The organism is Modestobacter lapidis, assembly GCF_054780755.1.
In genome coordinates this window covers 14,674-32,445 of record NZ_BAAGVS010000019.1, presented here as the reverse complement: position 1 = coordinate 32,445, position 17,772 = coordinate 14,674, and the positions used below count along the sequence as shown (strand labels likewise).

Sequence of the window (17,772 nt, the reverse complement as noted above, 5' to 3'; positions counted from 1 at the left end):
CGGTCACTTCCCGGCCGGCGCGCCGGGCGCCGTCGCCTTCCACTCCTGCAGGTGCGGGGCGAACGTGGTCGGGAACGCCTCGGCGAGCGAGTCGGCGGACCAGCCGCCCTCCCGCACCTCGGCGACGACCTCGGTCGGGTGCGACCAGATGGCGATCCGGTCGCCACCGGCGCCGATGGCCTGGCCGGTGACGCCGGCCGCCTCGTCGGAGGCCAGGAAGACCACCAGCGGGGCGACGTCGTCGGCGGTGCCCAGGCCACTGGCCCGGACGTCGGCCGGGAGCGGCTTGCCGGCGTCGGCGAGCTCCACGAGCTCTGCCATGCCGGGGATGGTGGCGACCATCCGGGTCAGCGCGACCGGGACGACAGCGTTGACCGTGGTGCCGCTGCGCTCGAGCTCGGCGGCCCAGGTGCGCACCAGGCCGACGATGCCGGCCTTGGAGGCGGTGTAGCCGGTCTGCCCGAAGCTGGCCCGCTGGCCGGCCGGGGAGCCGATCAGGATGAGCCGGCCGTTCCCGCCCTGCTCCTTGAACTGCTTCGCCGCGGCCCGGCCGCAGGTGAACGTGCCGCGCAGGTGGGTCTCGACGACGAGGTCGAAGTCGTCGTCCGTCATCTTCAGCAGCGAGCGGTCGCGCAGCACCCCGGCGTTGGTGACCATGACGTCCAGCCGGCCGAACGCCTCCACGGCCTTGGCCACGATCGCGTCGGCGGCCTCGGTGGAGCCGATGGCCGAGCCCTCGGCCACCGCCTGCCCGCCGGCGGCCTCGATGGCCTGCGCCGTCTCCTGCGCGAGGTCGACGTCGAGGTCGTTGACCACGACGGCGGCGCCCGCGGCGGCGAGCGCCTTGGCGTAGGCCTGACCGAGGCCGCGACCGGCACCGGTGACGACGGCGACCTTGCCGTTGAGCTGCATGGGAATCCTCTCGAGGGGCGTGAGACCGTCGGCAGGGCGGCGCGCACTGTGGCGCACCGGCGCTCTGCCGCCCTCGGAAGTTATTCACTTTCGTGGCGGACGTCAACGGGTGGGCGCAAATGTCGCGCCCGCCCGGCCGGCTCAGCGGGCGTCGTCCCCCGCGGGGTCCAGCCGCTCCACGAGGCCGGCGGCGATCGCATCGGCGCCGGCCTGGTAGCGGGTGCGCAGCCGCAGCGCGACGTGCTCGGCCCGCACCGCCGGCCAGTCGGCCGGGAGGTACTCGACCGGCAGGCCGGGGTCGTTGCGGGCCAGCAGCGTCCACTCGCCGAGCAACCACAGCTGGCGGGCCAGGTCGTCGGCGGCGTCGGGCAGCGGATCGGCGGTGTCCCAGCGCTCGAGGAACTGCTCGTAGCCACGGGCGATGGTCGGCACGTCCCAGGCGTCCTCGATCAGCTCGGCCACCTGGGTGGGTGCGGCCACCGAGGCGCGGAAGACCTTGAGGTGGTCGAGCACGTCGAGCCGGGCGAGCAGCGCCTCCACGTCGACCTGGCTGGGCGCCACCCACACGCCGTTCTGCAGCATGCCGAAGCCGGCCCACTGCAGGCGGGAGCGGAGCAGGTGCCGGTCGGCCCGCCGGCTCTCCGGCAGCGAGAAGCCGAGCAGCGTCCACTGCCCGTCCCAGGTGCGGTTGACCGGCGACTGCCACGCCCGCTCGCCGCCCTCGGCCAGCGCGACGCGGGTGGACGGCGTCGGCGAGAGGTAGATCCGCTTGCCGGCCCGGCGCCGCTGCAGGGTGCCCCGGCGGATCATCCGGCTGACCGTCGAGCGGGCGGCGTGCTCGCCCACCCCGACCCGGGCCAGGGCGCTGATCAGCCCGCCGGTGGAGACCGCGGCGCCGGGAGCCGGCAGGTGCGCGCCGCAGAACATCAGCACGTGGGTCTGCGGGCGGACGGCGGGGGCACCGGCGGGGATCGCGTCCGCCGCAGTGTCGTCGGCGGCGTCGTCGGGGGCCTCATCGGCGGCGTCGTCGGGGGCGTCGCCCACCGGGTCGAGCTCGGCCGTCGTCACGGCCGTCGTCCTGCGCCGGCCCGGGTGGCACCGCTGGCCATGATGTTCTCCTGCCGTCGGCCGGCTCCTGGCCGGCGCTGGGTGGTGGTGCAGGCATCCCGTCCTCCGGGAAGCGGGAGACCGCGGACGCCGTTGTCCGCGGTTCGGAACAACATACGCAGGATTGTGACGACCGCCAGTAGCCTGCCTCTCATGGAGGAAAACCTGGCCAGCGTGCTCGAGACCGTCGCCGACACGATGGACGACGCGGTCGCCGTCGTCCAGGGCAGCCGGCACCGCACCTGGGCCGAACTCGACGAGCGCGCGGCCCGGCTCGCCGCCGGGCTGGCCGAGCGCGGTGTCACCGCCGGCTCGCGGGTCGGCATCGGCCTGTGGAGCAGCGCCGAGTACGTCGAGGCGGTGTTCGCGGTCTGCAAGCTCGACGCCGTCCCCTTCAACGTCAACTACCGGTACCGCGCGGCGGAGCTCGGCCACGTGCTGGCCGACGCGGGCGCGGCCGGCCTGGTCTTCGACGCGACCACCAGCGCGGTCGTCGCCGAGGCGGCCGCCGGGCAGGCCGGGCTGACCGCCCTGGTCCGGGTCGGCGACGCCCCGGCCGGGGAGGTGGTCGGCGACGGGCTCGAGGACGTCGTCGCCGCGACCGCCCCGCTCGCCCGCACGCCGCGGCCGGACGGCGACTGGCTGCTCTACACCGGCGGTACCACCGGCCGGCCCAAGGGCGTGCAGTCCCGGCACTCCACCGTTTTCTCCGCCAGCTGCGTGCCCAACGGCTTCGCGAAGTTCGGCATCCCGGCACCGGAGTCGCTCGGCGAGCTGGCCGACCGGGTGCGCGAATCGCGCGCCGAGCCCGACCGGCTGGTCACCTGCACGCCCACCCCGCTCATGCACGGCACCGGCATCTACACGACGCTGGGCACGCTGGTGGCCGGTGGCCGGATCGTCTTCCCGGTCTCACGGAGCTACGACCCCGACGAGCTCGCCGCGCTGGTGCAGCAGCACCGGGTGACCGACGTGGTGATCGTCGGCGACGTGTTCGGCCGGCCGCTGCTCACCGCCCTGGACGCCGCCGCAGCGGCCGGGCGCCCGTACGACCTGGGCAGCCTGCGCCGGATGGTCTCCGTCGGCGCGGTGTTCAGCGCGGAGGTCAAGGCCGGGCTGCTGCGGCACGCCGACGCCGACATCACCGACGTCGTCGTCGCCTCCGAGGGCGGTCCGTACGCGCTGTCCCTCACCCGCCGCGGCGCCGTCGCGCCGACCTCGCGCTTCGTGCTGGCGCCCAACGCCCGGCTGCTCGACGAGGCCGGCCGCGACGTCGTCCCGGGGTCCGGGCAGCTCGGCGTGCTGGCCGCGCCGGCCCCGCGCGAGGTGCACTACACCGGCCGGCCCACTGCCAGTGGCACGACGTTCCGGGACGTGGACGGCGTCCGGTACTCGGTGCCCGGCGACCTGGCCACGCTGGAGACCGACGGGACCCTGGTGTTCCAGGGCCGCGGCAGCCGGGTGATCAACACCGGTGGGGAGAAGGTGCTCCCCGAGGAGGTCGAGCAGGTCGTGCTGCGCCACCCCGCGGTGCGGGACGCGATCGTCGTCGGGGTGCCCGACGAGCGGTTCGGCCAGCGGATCACCGCCGTCGTCTCGGTCGCGCCGGGGCACACGCTCACCGCCGAGGAGGTGCGGGCGGCGGTCGGTGCGGAGCTGGCCGACTACAAGCGCCCGCGCGAGGTCGTGTTCGTCGACGAGGTGCACCGCTCCCCGGTCGGCAAGGCCGACCTCTCCTGGGCCGGCCGGATCGCCCGCGGGGAGGGCTGACCGAACCGTCACCGGCGGCGCTACCCGCGGGTAACCTGCCGCACCATGCCGCTCTCCGACGACGCGCCCTCCGGCCGCGAGACGTTCGAGTCGACCGATCCCGGCTCCGGCGAGGTGATCGGGGTCTTCCCGGTGGCCGACGCCGGGACGGTCGCGACGGTCGTGGCCCGGGCGCGCACCGCCGCGGAGCGGTGGGCCGCGCTGGGCTTCGCCGAGCGCCGGTTGCGGCTGGCCGCCTACCGCGGGTACGTCACCCGGCGGGTGCACGAACTGGCCGACCTGGTGCACCGGGAGAACGGCAAGCCGCACGCCGATGCCGTCCTGGAGATCACCCTGGCCGTCGAGCACCTGGCCTGGGCCGCCGCGCACGCGCCGAGGACGCTGGGCCCGCGGAAGGTCGACCCGGGGCTGCTGGCGGCCAACCACGCCGCGTACCTGGAGTACCAGCCGCTCGGCGTGGTCGGCGTCATCGGGCCGTGGAACTACCCGGTGTTCACCCCGATGGGCTCGATCGCCTACGCGCTGGCCGCCGGGAACGCCGTCGTCTTCAAGCCCAGCGAGTTCACCCCCGCGATCGGCACGTGGCTGGCCGCCGCCTGGCGGGCCGCCGTCCCCGACGTGGCCGACGTCTTCTCGGTCGTGACCGGCGACGGCGGGACCGGCGCCGCGCTGTGCCGGGCCGGGGTCGGCAAGCTCGCCTTCACCGGCTCGGCGGCCACCGGCCGGACGGTGATGGCCGCCTGCGCGGAGACGCTGACGCCGGTGCTCATGGAGTGCGGCGGCAAGGACGCGATGATCGTCGACGACGACGCCGACGTGGCCGCCGCGGCCGACGCCGCGGTGTGGGGCGGGATGAGTAACGCCGGCCAGACCTGCATCGGCATCGAGCGGGTCTACGTCACCGGCGCGGTGTACGACCGGTTCGTGGCCGAGGTGACCCGACAGGTGGCCGGCCTCCGCCCGGGCACCGGCGCGGGGGCCGACTACGGCCCGATGACCATGGCGAGCCAGACCGACGTCGTCCGCCGGCACCTGGCAGATGCCGTGGCCACCGGCGGCCGGGCCGTGGTCGGCGGCACCGTGGACGGCGTCCTCGTCGCGCCGACCGTGCTGCTGGACGTGCCGGAGACCTCGGCCGCGGTCCGGGAGGAGACGTTCGGGCCCACGCTGACCATCACCAGGGTGACCGACGCCGAGGAAGGGCTGGCCCGGGCCAACGCCACCCCGCTCGGTCTGGGCGGCGCGGTGTTCAGCGGCACCCCGGCCCGGGCGATGGACCTGGCCCGCCGGATGCGCAGCGGGATGACCTCGATCAACTCGGTGCTCACCTTCGCCTCGGTGCCCGCGCTGCCCTTCGGCGGGGTCGGCGAGAGCGGGTTCGGCCGGATCCACGGCGAGGACGGGCTGCGCGAGTTCACCCGGGCCAAGGCGATCACCCGGCAGCGCGTCGGCCTGCCGGTGAACGTCATGAGCTTCAGCCGGCCGGCGCGGGCCGCCGACGCGCTGGCCCGGGTGATGCGGCTGGTGCACGGCCGGCACCGCTGACGCACCCCGGCTCCGGTGCGGCATCCGTCCCGCAATGCTGCTGTGCCGAGTTCCGCCAGCGGAACGGTCAGCCGTGCGCCTGGTCGGCCGCGGCCTGCACCGGCGTCCTCGGCAGGCCGGTGTCCGGTTCCCCCTGCCGCGGCTCGGGCCGCGGCCGGATCGCGATCGACAGCGCGGCGGCGACCAGGCACAGCAGCGCGGCGCCGTACCACGCGGCGTCGTAGGACCCGGTGACGTCGCGGACGACGCCGGCCCCGAACGCGGCCAGCGCCGCGCCGACCTGGTGGGCGGCGAAGACCCAGCCGAAGACGACCGGCGCCCGGGCGCCGAAGTACTGCCGGCAGATCGCCAGCGTCGGCGGCACCGTCGCCACCCAGTCCAGGCCGTAGAACACGATGAACGCGATCATCGAGGCGTGCAGGTCGGCCCCGAACAGCTGGGGCAGCAGGAACAGCGACATCCCCCGCAACCCGTAGTAGGCCAGCAGCAGCAGCCGGGGGTCGACCCGGTCGGTGAGCCAGCCGGAGAGGATCGTCCCGGCGACGTCGAAGATGCCGACCACCGCCAGCAGCCCGGCCGCCGTCGTCACCGGCATGCCGTGGTCGTGCGCGGCCGGGATGAAGTGCGGCTGCACCAGGCCGTTGGTCGAGGCCCCGCAGATGAGAAAGCCGCCGGCGAGCAGCCAGAACGCCCGGGTGCGCACGGCACCAGTGAGCCCGCGGATCGCGGTGCGCGCCGGGTTGCCGCCCACCGGGTCGACGTCGTCGGCCGGCGTGCCGCCGTAGGGGGCGACGCCCAGGTCGCGGGGCCGGTCGCGGAGCAGCCACGCCACGAACGGGACGACGGCCAGCGCGGCGGCGGCCGTGCCCAGGGCCGCCGGACGCCAGCCCCACCGCTCGCTCACCACCGCCACGACCGGCAGGAAGACCAGCTGCCCGGTGGCCCCGGCGGCGGTCAGCACACCCGAGACCAGGCCGCGGCGGGCGACGAACCACCGGCCGCTGACCGTCGCGACCAGTGCCAGCGCCATCGACCCGGTGCCCAGGCCGACCAGCACGCCCCACAGCAGGAGCAGCTGCCAGCTCGCCGTCATGAAGACGGTGAGGCCGCTGCCTCCGGCCACCACCAGCAGGGCCGCGACGACGACGCGGCGGATGCCGAACCGGTCCATCAGGGCCGCGGCGAACGGCGCGGTGAGGCCGTAGAGCGCCAGGTTGATCGCCACCGCCAGGGAGATCGTGGACAGCGACCAGCCGAACTCCTCGCGCAGCGGATCGATCAGCACCCCGGGGACGGCGCGGAAGGCCGCGGCACCGATCAGCGCCAGGAAGGTCACCGCGGCCACCCACCACGCCGGGTGCACCCGGCGGGTGTGCGGAACGGCGGCCGGGGACGGCGTGGCGGGCGGTGCGGTGGTCACGGCGCCATCCTCCGGTTCCGCTGCCTCCCCAACCAGCGGCCCCGCTGCCGCTCGCCGCGCCGGCATCGGTACCGGGGGCGGGTCGCTGCGGTGCCGGGTGCGGACCGATGTGAGCAGGAACTCCCCCCGTGCCCGCCCCGTCACGCTGCGCATCTGGCAGGGTGGGGGTCACCGGCGCCGCCCCTCGCTCATCCGAGAGCGTGTGGACTCGACGTCGGCGCGAGGCTGCGCCACCGAGGCGCGCCGGCGACCCGACGTCCGACCCGGATGAGCGAAGCGGCCCCCTGCGGCGGCCCCGCGCCCGGCGGATCGACGGTGGCCACCGGACCGTTGAGGACTCCTCCCCATGACCACCCCTGCCCTCCCCCCCGCCGACAGCGCCGACCGCTCGCGTCGCCGCGCCACCCGGCCGGCCACCGCACCGACCGGCACTCCGGCGACCCCCGCCTTCCAGCCGCCGCAGGCCCCCCGGACCGCCGCACCGGCGGACGCCGCGGCCGGCGCACCCGCGGACAACTCCGACGGCCCCCGCAACCGGCGCCGTCGCGGCGGCCGCGGTCGCGGCGTCGGCCCGCGCCCCGAGGACTCGGCCGCCCCGGTCGCCGGGACCCGCGGCACTGCCGCCGAGACCCACAGCACTGCCGTCGTCCCGGCCGGGGACGCCCCGACCGTGCTGCCCACCGACACCACGTTCGCCGACCTCGGCGTGCCCGCCCCGCTGGTCGAGGTGCTCACCGCGAGCGGCATCACCGCGCCGTTCCCGATCCAGGTCGCGACACTGCCGGACACCCTGGCCGGCCGTGACGTGCTCGGCCGCGGCCGCACCGGCTCGGGCAAGACCCTGGCGTTCTCCATCCCGCTGGTCGCGCGGCTGGCCGCCTCCACCAGCAAGCGGCAGCCGCGCCGGCCGCGGTCGCTGATCCTGGTGCCGACCCGTGAGCTGGCCAACCAGGTCGCCGCCGTCGTCGACCCGCTGGCCCGCGCGCTGAACATGAAGACCACCGTCGTGTTCGGTGGCGTGGGGCAGAACCCGCAGGTGCAGGCACTGGCCGGCGGTGTCGACGTGCTCATCGCCTGCCCCGGCCGGCTCGAGGACCTGATCGGCCAGGGTCACTGCGACCTCGGCGCCGTCGAGGTCACCATCCTCGACGAGGCGGACCACATGGCCGACCTGGGCTTCCTGCCCGGCGTCAAGCGGCTGCTGGACCGCACCCCCAAGGTCGGCCAGCGGCTGCTGTTCTCCGCCACCCTGGACAACGGCGTCGACGTGCTCATCAAGCGCTACCTCGACCGGCCGACCACCCACTCGGTCGACCCCGCGGTCGCGCCCGTCTCGACGATGACGCACCACGTGTTCCGGGTCGACGCCGCCGACAAGCCGGCGATCGTCCAGCAGCTGGCCTCCGGCCTGGGCCGCAGCCTGCTGTTCACCCGCACCAAGCACCAGGCGAAGAAGCTGGCCAAGCAGCTCACCGCCGCCGGCGTGCCGGCCGTCGACCTGCACGGCAACCTCAGCCAGAACGCCCGCGAGCGCAACCTCGAGGCGTTCAGCAACGGCGAGACCCGGGTGCTGTGCGCGACCGACATCGCCGCCCGCGGCATCCACGTCGACGACGTCGCGCTGGTCGTGCACGTCGACCCGCCGGCCGAGCACAAGGCCTACCTGCACCGTTCGGGCCGGACCGCCCGCGCCGGTGCCGGCGGCATCGTCGTCACCATCGCCACGCCGGACCAGGCCGGCGAGGTGCGACTGCTCACCCGCCAGGCCGGCATCACCCCGGAGGTCGCGGCCATCAAGCCCGGGGCCCGGGAGATCGTGGCCCTCACCGGACCGGCGGCGCCGCACGTCGAGCCGGCGCCCGCGCCGGCTCCGCAGCCGCAGGGCACCGGCGGGAGCGGCCGTCGTCGCAGCGGCGGCGGAGGCTCGCCGGCGGCACCCAGCCGGTCGGGCCGCGGTGGCGGCTCGGGCTCCTCGTCCGGCCGGTCGGCGGGCCCGGCGCGCACCCGGGCCGAGCTCGCTGCCCGCGCGGGGCAGGCGCCGGCCGGCGCCGGCCGCGGTCGTGGTCGATCGGGGCGCTGACCACTCCGGCCTCCGGGCCGGCCGACCGTCCGACGGGCCGGGCACCGTCTCCTGCGGGAGGCGGCGCCCGGCCCGTCCGGCGTGGCGGGGAGCACGATCCCCCCGGGCCCCGTCTGGTGGCCGCGGTGGTGGCGGGGAAGGATGCGGTTGAGCACTGCACCATCCCCGTTCCCCAGTGAGGTCGTCATGCGCCTGCCCATCACCCCCAGCGAGATCGCCCCCCGCATCGCGACCGGGGCGTTCATCCTCAACTCCGGCCTCGGCAAGCGGAACGCCGACGAGGGCACCGCCGCCGGGCTGCACGGCTTCGCCGCCGGCACCTACCCGTTCCTCAAGGACGTCCCGCCGGCCACCTTCGCCAGGACGCTGTCCACCACGGAGATCACGATCGGCGCGGCCCTGCTGATGCCGTTCGTGCCCACTGCCGTCGCCGGCGCCGCGCTCACCGGGTTCTCCGCCGGCCTGCTCGGCCTCTACCTGCGCACCCCGGGCATGACCAAGCCCGGCAAGAGCGTGGCCCCCACCCAGGAGGGGCTGCCGATCTCCAAGGACGTGTGGATGCTGGGCATCGGGCTCGGCCTGCTCACCAGCGGCTTGCTCGACCGCGGACCCAAGCCCTCCAAGGCCGCCGCCCGGGCCGCTCGGAACACCCGGAAGGCGGCGAAGAAGGCCGCCAAGCGCGCCTGATCCCCCGGCACACCCCGACGCCGGCCCGGCCGCTCCGGCGGTCCGGCCGGCGTCCTCCGGTGTCGCGGGACGGCGCGCTCAGTCGCCGGGGACGAGCACCGTGCTGACCAACCGCCGCCGCCGCTGCCCGTCGGGCTGGAGCTCGAGCCGCCGGCCGACGACGTTCCGGAGGTCGACCAGGAAGGCGGCGAACTCCTCGTCGTCCAGCCACAGCGCGGCCTGCCGGTAGCCGACCCCGTCGCGGGCCGGGTCGACGTCCCCCCGGTCGAGGTAGCGGCCGAAGTCGGCCAGCAGCGCCCCGACGAAGCTGGTGAACGCGCGGCCGTGGTCGGCAGCGGTCATCCCGGCCGTGTCGGCCGGCGCCACCGACGCGGCCTCGAGCACCAGCCGGTAGGTCCGCTCCGCCGCGCCGCGGACCCGGCGCTCGGCCACCACGGTCAGCAGGCCGGCGTCGGTCAGGGTCGCGACGTGCCGGTACAGGGTGGCGGTCGGGACGTCGGGCAGCAGCTCGTGCAGCTCGGCGGTGGTGAGCACGCGGTCGCCCAGGAAGGCCTGGACGACGCGCAGCCGGACCGGGTGCAGCAGGAGGTCGGCGGAGGCCATCGACTCACCGTTCTCATAGTTGACATCATTCGCATGGATGGGAATGATAATGCCATGGCGACCGTGCAGATGACCACCGAGACCCTCACCGTCCAGCTCGCCCGGCGCGAGAAGATCGCCGGCCTGCTGCGCGACCTCACCGTGCCGCTCGGTGCCGTCACCGACGTCGAGGTCGTGCCCGACGGGGCCGCCGCCGTCCGCGGCCTGCGCGCCCCCGGGCTGGGCCTCCCCAGCCGCAGGATCGGCACCTGGCGGCGGCGCGGCGAGCGGTCCTTCGTCAGCGTGCGGGGCGGCCGGCCCGCGCTGCGGCTGCGGCTGACCGGCCAGCGGTTCGACACCGTGCTGGTCGGGCTCCCCGACCCGGCCGCCACGGCGGCCGAGCTCACCCGCCTGCGGCCGGTCGGCTGACGTGCGCAAGCAGGACGTCGTCCTGACCGGGGACCAGGAGCTGGCCGGCACGCTGGCCCTGCCGGACAACCGGGCCGCGACCGGCCCCGTCCCGGCCGTGCTGATCGCCTCCGGCTCGGGCCCGATCGACCGGAACTCCAACCACCGCCGGATGCAGTTCGACGTGGCCCGGCAGCTGGCGACCACCCTCGCCGCGGCCGGGTTCGCCTCGCTGCGCTACGACAAGCGGGGTGTCGGCGCCAGCCCCGGTGACTGGCGGGCCGCCGGCCTCTACGACAACCTCGACGACCTCGCCGCGGCCCGCGACACCCTCGCCGCACGTCCCGAGGTCGACCCGGCGCGCCTGGTGGTCGCCGGGCACAGCGAGGGAGCACTGCTCGCCGCCGCGCTCGCCGCCCGGGGCGCACCACCGGCCGGGCTCGTGCTGCTGTCGTGCAGCGCCACGCCGGGTGAACAGCTGCTCCGCTGGCAGGCCCGGCAGCTGGCGCCCACACTCCCCGCACCCGTGCGCGGGGTGCTCCGGCTGCTGCGCACCGACCTGGAGACCAGGGTCGCGGCCAACCACACGAAGATCCGGGCCACCACCACCGACATCGCCCGGATCGACGGCGCCCGGCTCAACGCCCGCTGGACCCGGGAGTTCCTCGACCACGACCCGCGCACCGACCTCGCCCGGGTGACCGTGCCGGTGCTGGCGCTCACCGGCGAGAAGGACCTCCAGGTGGACCCGGCCGACCTCGACGTCATCGCGGCGACCGTGCCCGCCCCGGTCACCGTGCACCGGGTGCCCGACCTGACGCACACGCTGCGCCGCCAGCCCGGCCCGGCCTCGTTGCGCGCCTACCGGGAGGAGCTGCGCCGCCCGGTCGACCCGGCGGTGCTGGAGACCGTGGCCGGCTGGTGCTCAGCCCTCGTCCGCCCGGTCGCCTGACAGGCCCGCCACCAGCCGGGAGACGTCGCCCGGGTGGGTCTGCACCGTCATGTGCGCCGCCCCCGGCAGCTCGACCAGCCGGCCGGCCGGTGCGCAGCCGGCCAGGCGGGCGGCCCAGTCGTGCGGGCACAGCGCATCCCGGGTGCCCCGGACGACCACCACCGGCACCGCCACGCCCGCGAGCCGGGCATCGATCCGGTCCGGTGCGGTGACCCGCCACAGCGCGGTCATCGCCCGCGGCCCGGTCCGCAGCCACTGGGACAGCACGAGCGGCAGCTGCCACACCGGCTCGCGCACCGCCGTCCGCACCCAGCGCGCGGCGAGCACCCCCAGTCGGCGCAGCCGCGGGTCGGTCGTCGGCCCCAGCAGCAGCAGGCCGGCGACCCGCGGGTCCGCGGCCGCGGCGACGACCACCTGGCAGCTCTGCGAGTGCCCGACCAGCACCACCGGGCCCGGCCCGATCCCGGCCAGCAGGCGGGCGGCGAGCTCGTCGAGGGCGGGTACCGGTGACCGCCGTCCCATGCCCGGCAGGTGCACCACGTCGGCCGCCACCAGCCTCCGCAGCCGGGCCGAGGACCGCCGGTCCAGGCCCAGTCCCGGAACCAGCACCACCCGGGGAACACCCGGGCACTCCCCGGTGCTGCACCTGGCAGAGCTCACCGGCGCGCTCGCAGACCTGCCGGCCGCCCCAAGGCGGCCGCGGGTACCAGGAGCGAAGTGGGAGGATGAGTCATCATGACGACATCAGGAGGCACCGTGACCACCGGCCAGACCACCGCAACGCGACCCCGGGTGGTCATCGTCGGGTCGGGGTTCGGTGGGCTGTTCGCCGCCCAGCGCCTCCGCAAGGCGCCCGTCGACATCACCCTGGTCGCCAAGACCACCCACCACCTGTTCCAGCCGCTGCTCTACCAAGTAGCCACCGGGATCCTCTCCCAGGGTGAGATCGCCCCGGCGACCCGGGAGATCCTCAACTCCCAGAAGAACACCCGGGTGGTGCTCGGCGAGGTCACCGACATCGACCTCGCTGCCCGCACCGTCACCTCGACCGTGCTGGGCCGCACCGCCGTGCATCCCTACGACGAGCTCATCGTCGCCGCCGGCGCCGGCCAGTCCTACTTCGGCAACGACCACTTCGCCGAGCACGCACCCGGCATGAAGAGCATCGACGACGCCCTGGAGCTGCGCGGGCGGATCTTCGGCGCGTTCGAGCTGGCCGAGCTCGCCACCGACCCGGCCGAGATCGACCGGCTGCTCACCTTCGTGGTCGTCGGCGCCGGCCCGACCGGGGTGGAGATGGCCGGCCAGATCGCCGAGCTGGCCCGCCGCACCCTGCACCGCGACTTCACCCGGATCGACCCGAGCTCGGCCCGGGTGATCCTGCTGGACGCCGCTGACCAGGTGCTGCCGCCCTTCGGCGACCTGGGCAAGAAGGCGCACACGCGGCTCAACGAGATCGGCATCGAGGTCCAGCTGGGCGCGATGGTGACCGACGTCGACGCCGAGGGCATCGTGGTCAAGGACGCCGACGGGCAGGAGCGCCGCATCCGCGCCGCCACCAAGATCTGGGCGGCCGGCGTGCAGGCCAGCCCGCTGGGCAGGCAGCTGGGTGAGCAGTCCGGCGCCGCGGTCGACCGGGCCGGCCGGATCACCGTCCAGTCCGACCTGACGCTGCCCGGCCACCCCGAGGTGCACGTCGTCGGCGACATGATCAGCCTGAACCGGCTCCCCGGCGTCGCGCAGGTCGCCATCCAGGGCGGCCGCTTCGCCGCCGACGCCATCACGGCGCGGCTCGCCGGCCGGCCGACGGCGCCGGAGTTCCACTACCACGACAAGGGCAGCATGGCGACGATCTCGCGGTTCTCCGCGGTCGCCCAGGTCGGCAAGCTGAAGCTCAGCGGCTTCCTCGCCTGGATGATGTGGCTGGTCGTGCACCTGGCCTACATCGTCGGCTTCCGCAGCCGGGTCACCACGGTGCTGCACTGGATGGTCAGCTTCCTGGGCCGCGGCCGCTCCGAGCGGGCCGCCACCCAGCAGCAGGTCTACGGCCGGCTGGCGCTGGAGGAGCTCGGCCCCGACTTCGAGGCCTCCAAGACCGGCGGACGACGCCGGATCGGCGACCGCGTCGACATGACGGGACGCAGGTCCGCCTGACCCCGGCACGGACGGCACCGGCCCGGCCCCCGCAGCGCGGGGGCCGGGCCGGTGCCGTGTCAGCCGGGGATCAGAACGGATAGGCCGGCAGGTCGCCGCGCAGCGTCACCCACTGGGTCTCGGTGAACGCCTCGATGGTGGCCTGCGCGCCGCCGTGAGTGACGGCAACGACCGAGCCGCCTCGCGGACAACCCGCACCTCGACGTCCTCCGCGAGTCGGACAACAGTCCCCCCAATCCATAGACTGGCCCCGTGGCGACGAGCGCAGACACCTCCTGTCCGGACGTCGCACCGCACCTCGCCCACCTCCCGGGCCACCTGATCCGACGGGCCAGCCAGGTGCACACCGAGATGTGGACCCGCTACGTCGCGGGCTCGGTGTCCTCCGTGCAGTACGCCGTGCTGTCGACGCTCGCCCGTCACGAACCGCTCGACCAGGCAAGCATCGCCCGGTTGATCGCCCTCGACCCGGCGAGCACGCACGCCGTCGTCCACAGGTTGAAGGCGGCCGGCTACCTGACCATGGAGCGGTCCACCCAGGACGGACGCCGCTTCGAGCTCCGGCTCACCGACGCCGGCCTGGCCCTGCGCGCCGAGATCGAGCCCCGCGTCGAGCAGCTCCGCCAGGCCTTCGAGGCCCGGCTCCCCCCGGAGAAGACGACGGTGTTCCTCCAGCTCCTCGAGGAGTTCATCGCGGCGGAGTGAGCCCTTGCGCTCGCCTGAAAGATTTCTTAACGTACGAACTTGCCTGCGGCTTAATGAGGCACGTCACACCCCTGTGATGCCGCACACCGCTCGTACGCGGCCTGACCGTCCGTGCTCGCCAGAGCCACGCCCGTGTCCGGCCCGTCTTCCACGCTCGGCCGCGCCGGTCCGCCCGGCGGGTGCCTGACCGCCGCCCACCAGCAGCCGGAACCGAGCTAACCACCCGACCCTGAACCCAGAGGGACAACGATGATGTGCGCACAGCCGGCCGAGCAGGATCCCGCACCCGACCTCGAGTTCGGCCTGTTCGACTGGATCGATGCCGCTCCGGGCCTGTCGACCGCCGAGGTCTACGAGGCCCGGCTCCGCATCCTGGCCGAGGCCGACCGAGGCGGGTTCAGCACCTATCACATCGCCGAGCACCACGGCACGCCGCTGGGCCTGGCACCTTCTCCCTCGGTGTTCATCGCCGCTGCGGCGCGGGAGACCGAGCGGATCCGGCTGGCTCCCACGACCTTCATCGTGCCGCTGTACGACCCGCTCCGGCTGGTGCAGGAGATCTGCATGCTCGACCAACTCAGCCACGGCCGGCTCGACGTCGGCGTGGGGAAGGGCTCCTCCCCCATCGAGGCGGCGATGTACGGGCTGACCCCGCCACAGACCGCCGAACAGTTCGAGACGCTGTTCCCGGCCATCGTCGAGGCCCTGGAGACCGGACGGTTCCGGCGCCCGGGGGCCGAGGGCCCGTCCGGCGAGGAGATCGAGCTGCACGTGCCCGTGTACCAGCGGCCCCACCCCCCGCTGTGGTACCCGTCGTCGAACGCCGCCTCGATCCCGCGACTGGGCGACGAGGGGTACAACGTGCTCTTCGGGTTCGGGTTCGTGTCCCCACCCCTCCAGGTGATCCGCGAGCAGAGCCGGATCTTCTTCTCCCACTTCCATGAGTCGGCAGCTCGTGGCAGCGTCCGCTACAGCCTGCCCGGGCGGACGCCGCGCTTCGGCCTGCTCCGGCACGTGGTCGTGGCGGCGACCGACGAGGAGGCCACCGCACTCGCCCGGCCGGCGTTCGAGGACCACTACGCCAGCTTCACCCACCTCTGGCGGCTCCACGGCAGCGACCGGTTCACCGGCCCGCTGGACTTCGACCAACTGGTCGCCGAGCGCAAGCTCTTCGTCGGCTCGCCGGAGACCGTCGCCGCCCAGGTGACCGAGGCCGTGACGGTCGGCGAGATCAACTACCTCGCCGGCGCCTTCGCCTGGGGCTCACTCGATGTCGAGGCGGTCCTCGCCTCCGTGCGCCTGTTCCGCGACGAGGTGGTACCCGCCGTCCTGTCGGCGACCTCGCCCCGCGCCGGACTCACGTCGTCTGCCGTCGGTCCACCCCCCAGCGTCTGACGACCGACCGACCGACCGGGTCGGTCGCGGCCTCGGCCGCGCGACCGGCCAGCACTGCTTCCCTACACCCGCCCATGCGATCCCCCCAACGTCGAGAGGCTCTCCATGTCCCGCCTGCGCCTGACCGTCCTGTTGTCCTGCTCGGTGTTGCTCACAGCGTGCGGCGGAGGTGCCGACGGCGGGACCACGGGCGCCGGCTCGAGCGACGCGCCCCGCCAGGTGACCGTCGGTGTCATCCCGATCGCCGACGTCGCCCCCCTGTACCTCGGCGTCGAACAGGGCTTCTTCTCTGATCGCGGGCTGGAGCTGGAGCTGGTGAGCGGCCAGGGCGGCGCCGCACTCGTGCCTGCCGTGGTGAGCGGGCAGATGGATTTCGCGTTCAGCAACACGCTTTCCCTACTGGTGGGGCAGGAGGCCGGGCTGCCGATCCAGGTCGTCGCCCCCGGGAACGCATCGACCGGCGACCCTGCAGAAGACTTCGCCTGTGTGATCGTGCCCGCGGACAGTTCCCTGCAGTCCGTGACTGACCTGGCCGGAGCCCGGGTCAGCACCAACACGCTGAACAACATCAACGTGGCGGTCATCCGCGACCTCGTGGATGGGGCGGGCGCCGACTCATCGAGCATTCAGTTCGTGGAGATTGCGCATCCCGACGTGCCGCAGGTCATCGCGAACCGACAGGTGGACGCCGGCGTGGCGGTCGAACCGTTCAAGACGATCGCGCTCCAGCAGGGAGCGCGCTGCCTCTCCAACGTCTTCGCCGAGGTACAGGACGAGCCCTTGCTCATCGGCGCCTACTTCACGACGACGGAACTCGCGCAGTCCGACCCGGAGCTGGTGGAAGCCTTCGTCGAGGGCCTGCAGGAGTCCTTCGCCTACGCGACCGACAACCCCGACGAGGCGCGGCGCATCCTCGGGAGCTACACGGAGCTCACCCCGGAACTGGCCGAGGCGATCACGCTGGCGGGCTGGCCACGGGAACTGGATCGGGCGTCCCTGGAGTACATGTCCGAGGTCGGGTCGCGCTACGGGATCCTCGAGTCCCCCGCCGACCTGGACGCGCTCCTGCCCGAGCAGTGACCCCCGTCGGGATGCCGGCCGGCCCGGACGACCGCCACGAGCGCCGGACCGGGCCGGCGGAGGCGGGAGGAGCACAGGTGGAGCGACCCCAGTGGCAGGCGAGCGACGTCGAACCGGGAACGGTCGTCGTGGTGACCGGTGGCGCCCAGGGGATCGGCGCCGAGGTGAGCCGGCATCTCGCCGCAGCAGGCGCGGCCGTCGTCACGGCGGACGTCGCCCGGGCGGGATGGACGACCGACGGCCTGGACGTCACGCACGTGCACGCCGATGTGAGCGACGAGGCGTCCTGGGCCCAGCTGGTGGGCGCGGCCCTGGACCGCCACGGACGAATCGACGCCCTGATCAATAACGCAGCGATCTACCAGGGCCTGGGGTCGAAGCGGCCGTTCACGGACATCACCGTCGCTGAGTGGGACAGGGTGATGGCGGTGAACACGCGTGGCGTCTGGCTGGGGATGCGAGCCGTGCACCCTGTCATGAAGCGGCAGGGCCGCGGCCGCATGGTCAACATCGCCTCGTCCACGGTGCACATGGGTGTGCCCTACTTCGCGCACTACACCGCCTCCAAGGGCGCGGTCATCGCGCTGACCCGCAGCGTGGCGCGCGAGGTCGGCCGGGACGGCATCACCGTCAACGCCATCGCTCCCGGGCTCGTCGAGACCGAGGCCACGCGCGACATGAACGACGACGACTACCTCGCGGCCTCCGCGGGACGTCGTGCGGTACCGCGACGGATGGAACCCAGCGACCTCTGCCCTGCGGTCTCCTTCCTCTGCTCACGGGGGAGCGGCTTCATCACCGGCCAGACCCTGATCGTGGACGGCGGCCTCGCCTTCAGCTGACGCCACGTCCGGGAGCCACACCCGGCGAGCGGCCCGTTCCCGATTCGACCCAGGGCACCCGAGGAGCCCGTGACCTCAGTGAGGACAGACATGACCGGACCCGGTGTCGCGGACGCCACTTTGGGGATCCCCC

Annotated in this window: 16 protein-coding genes; 11 read left to right on the top strand and 5 right to left on the bottom strand. The window is 74.4% G+C overall.

Annotated elements, in window-relative coordinates:
* Positions 1 to 3: 3 nt before the first annotated feature.
* Positions 4 to 912, bottom strand: a complete 909-nt coding sequence (locus ACYVG5_RS16375; RefSeq protein WP_222050153.1) for an SDR family NAD(P)-dependent oxidoreductase — start codon at positions 910 to 912, stop codon at positions 4 to 6.
* Positions 913 to 1,053: 141 nt separating this feature from the next.
* A complete protein-coding gene (locus tag ACYVG5_RS16370; RefSeq protein WP_222050152.1) occupies positions 1,054 to 1,980 on the bottom strand; it encodes a PaaX family transcriptional regulator in 927 nt (308 codons plus the stop codon).
* 192 nt (positions 1,981 to 2,172) lie between these two features.
* Between ACYVG5_RS16370 and ACYVG5_RS16365 the strand changes: the two genes are divergently transcribed.
* Positions 2,173 to 3,789 carry an AMP-binding protein gene (locus tag ACYVG5_RS16365; protein ID WP_222050150.1) on the top strand — a complete coding sequence of 539 codons (1,617 nt, stop codon included), beginning with the start codon at positions 2,173 to 2,175 and terminating at the stop codon, positions 3,787 to 3,789.
* Positions 3,790 to 3,834: 45 nt separating this feature from the next.
* A complete protein-coding gene (locus ACYVG5_RS16360) occupies positions 3,835 to 5,334 on the top strand; it encodes an aldehyde dehydrogenase family protein (protein ID WP_222050149.1) in 1,500 nt (499 codons plus the stop codon).
* Positions 5,335 to 5,401: 67 nt separating this feature from the next.
* Here the strand turns inward: ACYVG5_RS16360 and ACYVG5_RS16355 are convergent, their stop codons facing one another.
* Positions 5,402 to 6,754: an MFS transporter gene (locus ACYVG5_RS16355; protein ID WP_460683352.1), complete on the bottom strand. Its 1,353-nt coding sequence runs from the start codon at positions 6,752 to 6,754 to the stop codon at positions 5,402 to 5,404.
* 346 nt (positions 6,755 to 7,100) lie between these two features.
* Here ACYVG5_RS16355 and ACYVG5_RS16350 point away from each other — a divergent pair, with 346 nt between their 5' ends.
* Together ACYVG5_RS16350 and ACYVG5_RS16345 are read left to right on the top strand one after the other, a co-directional pair.
* Entirely contained in the window at positions 7,101 to 8,834 is a 1,734-nt protein-coding gene (locus ACYVG5_RS16350) for a DEAD/DEAH box helicase (protein WP_222050148.1), read from the top strand.
* 186 nt (positions 8,835 to 9,020) lie between these two features.
* Positions 9,021 to 9,521 carry a hypothetical protein gene (locus ACYVG5_RS16345; RefSeq protein ID WP_222050147.1) on the top strand — a complete coding sequence of 167 codons (501 nt, stop codon included), beginning with the start codon at positions 9,021 to 9,023 and terminating at the stop codon, positions 9,519 to 9,521.
* Between the two features lie 78 nt (positions 9,522 to 9,599).
* Here the strand turns inward: ACYVG5_RS16345 and ACYVG5_RS16340 are convergent, their stop codons facing one another.
* Positions 9,600 to 10,124 (bottom strand): helix-turn-helix domain-containing protein, encoded by a 525-nt coding sequence (locus ACYVG5_RS16340; protein ID WP_222050146.1) that lies wholly within the window; start codon positions 10,122 to 10,124, stop codon positions 9,600 to 9,602.
* Between the two features lie 54 nt (positions 10,125 to 10,178).
* On the opposite strand from ACYVG5_RS16340, the gene ACYVG5_RS16335 reads away from it, so the two are divergent.
* A complete protein-coding gene (locus ACYVG5_RS16335) occupies positions 10,179 to 10,532 on the top strand; it encodes a hypothetical protein (RefSeq protein ID WP_222050145.1) in 354 nt (117 codons plus the stop codon).
* A gap of 1 nt (position 10,533) precedes the next feature.
* Positions 10,534 to 11,463 (top strand): alpha/beta hydrolase family protein, encoded by a 930-nt coding sequence (locus tag ACYVG5_RS16330; RefSeq protein ID WP_222050144.1) that lies wholly within the window; start codon positions 10,534 to 10,536, stop codon positions 11,461 to 11,463.
* On the opposite strand, the gene ACYVG5_RS16325 is transcribed toward ACYVG5_RS16330, so the two are convergent.
* Positions 11,437 to 12,075, bottom strand: coding sequence for an alpha/beta fold hydrolase (locus ACYVG5_RS16325; protein ID WP_460683351.1), 639 nt, complete (start codon positions 12,073 to 12,075; stop codon positions 11,437 to 11,439). The two genes, ACYVG5_RS16330 and ACYVG5_RS16325, sit on opposite strands and share 27 nt — an antisense overlap.
* Positions 12,076 to 12,198: 123 nt before the next feature.
* On the opposite strand from ACYVG5_RS16325, the gene ACYVG5_RS16320 reads away from it, so the two are divergent.
* From ACYVG5_RS16320 to ACYVG5_RS16300, 5 genes are all read left to right on the top strand, one after another.
* Positions 12,199 to 13,617, top strand: coding sequence for an NAD(P)/FAD-dependent oxidoreductase (locus ACYVG5_RS16320; RefSeq protein WP_222050142.1), 1,419 nt, complete (start codon positions 12,199 to 12,201; stop codon positions 13,615 to 13,617).
* Positions 13,618 to 13,869: 252 nt separating this feature from the next.
* Positions 13,870 to 14,322, top strand: coding sequence for a MarR family winged helix-turn-helix transcriptional regulator (locus ACYVG5_RS16315; protein ID WP_222050141.1), 453 nt, complete (start codon positions 13,870 to 13,872; stop codon positions 14,320 to 14,322).
* A gap of 252 nt (positions 14,323 to 14,574) precedes the next feature.
* Positions 14,575 to 15,717 (top strand): LLM class flavin-dependent oxidoreductase, encoded by a 1,143-nt coding sequence (locus tag ACYVG5_RS16310; RefSeq protein WP_460683350.1) that lies wholly within the window; start codon positions 14,575 to 14,577, stop codon positions 15,715 to 15,717.
* Positions 15,718 to 15,822: 105 nt separating this feature from the next.
* Entirely contained in the window at positions 15,823 to 16,797 is a 975-nt protein-coding gene (locus ACYVG5_RS16305) for an ABC transporter substrate-binding protein (RefSeq protein ID WP_460683349.1), read from the top strand.
* A gap of 77 nt (positions 16,798 to 16,874) precedes the next feature.
* Positions 16,875 to 17,639: an SDR family NAD(P)-dependent oxidoreductase gene (locus ACYVG5_RS16300; protein ID WP_460683348.1), complete on the top strand. Its 765-nt coding sequence runs from the start codon at positions 16,875 to 16,877 to the stop codon at positions 17,637 to 17,639.
* Positions 17,640 to 17,772: the final 133 nt, after the last annotated feature.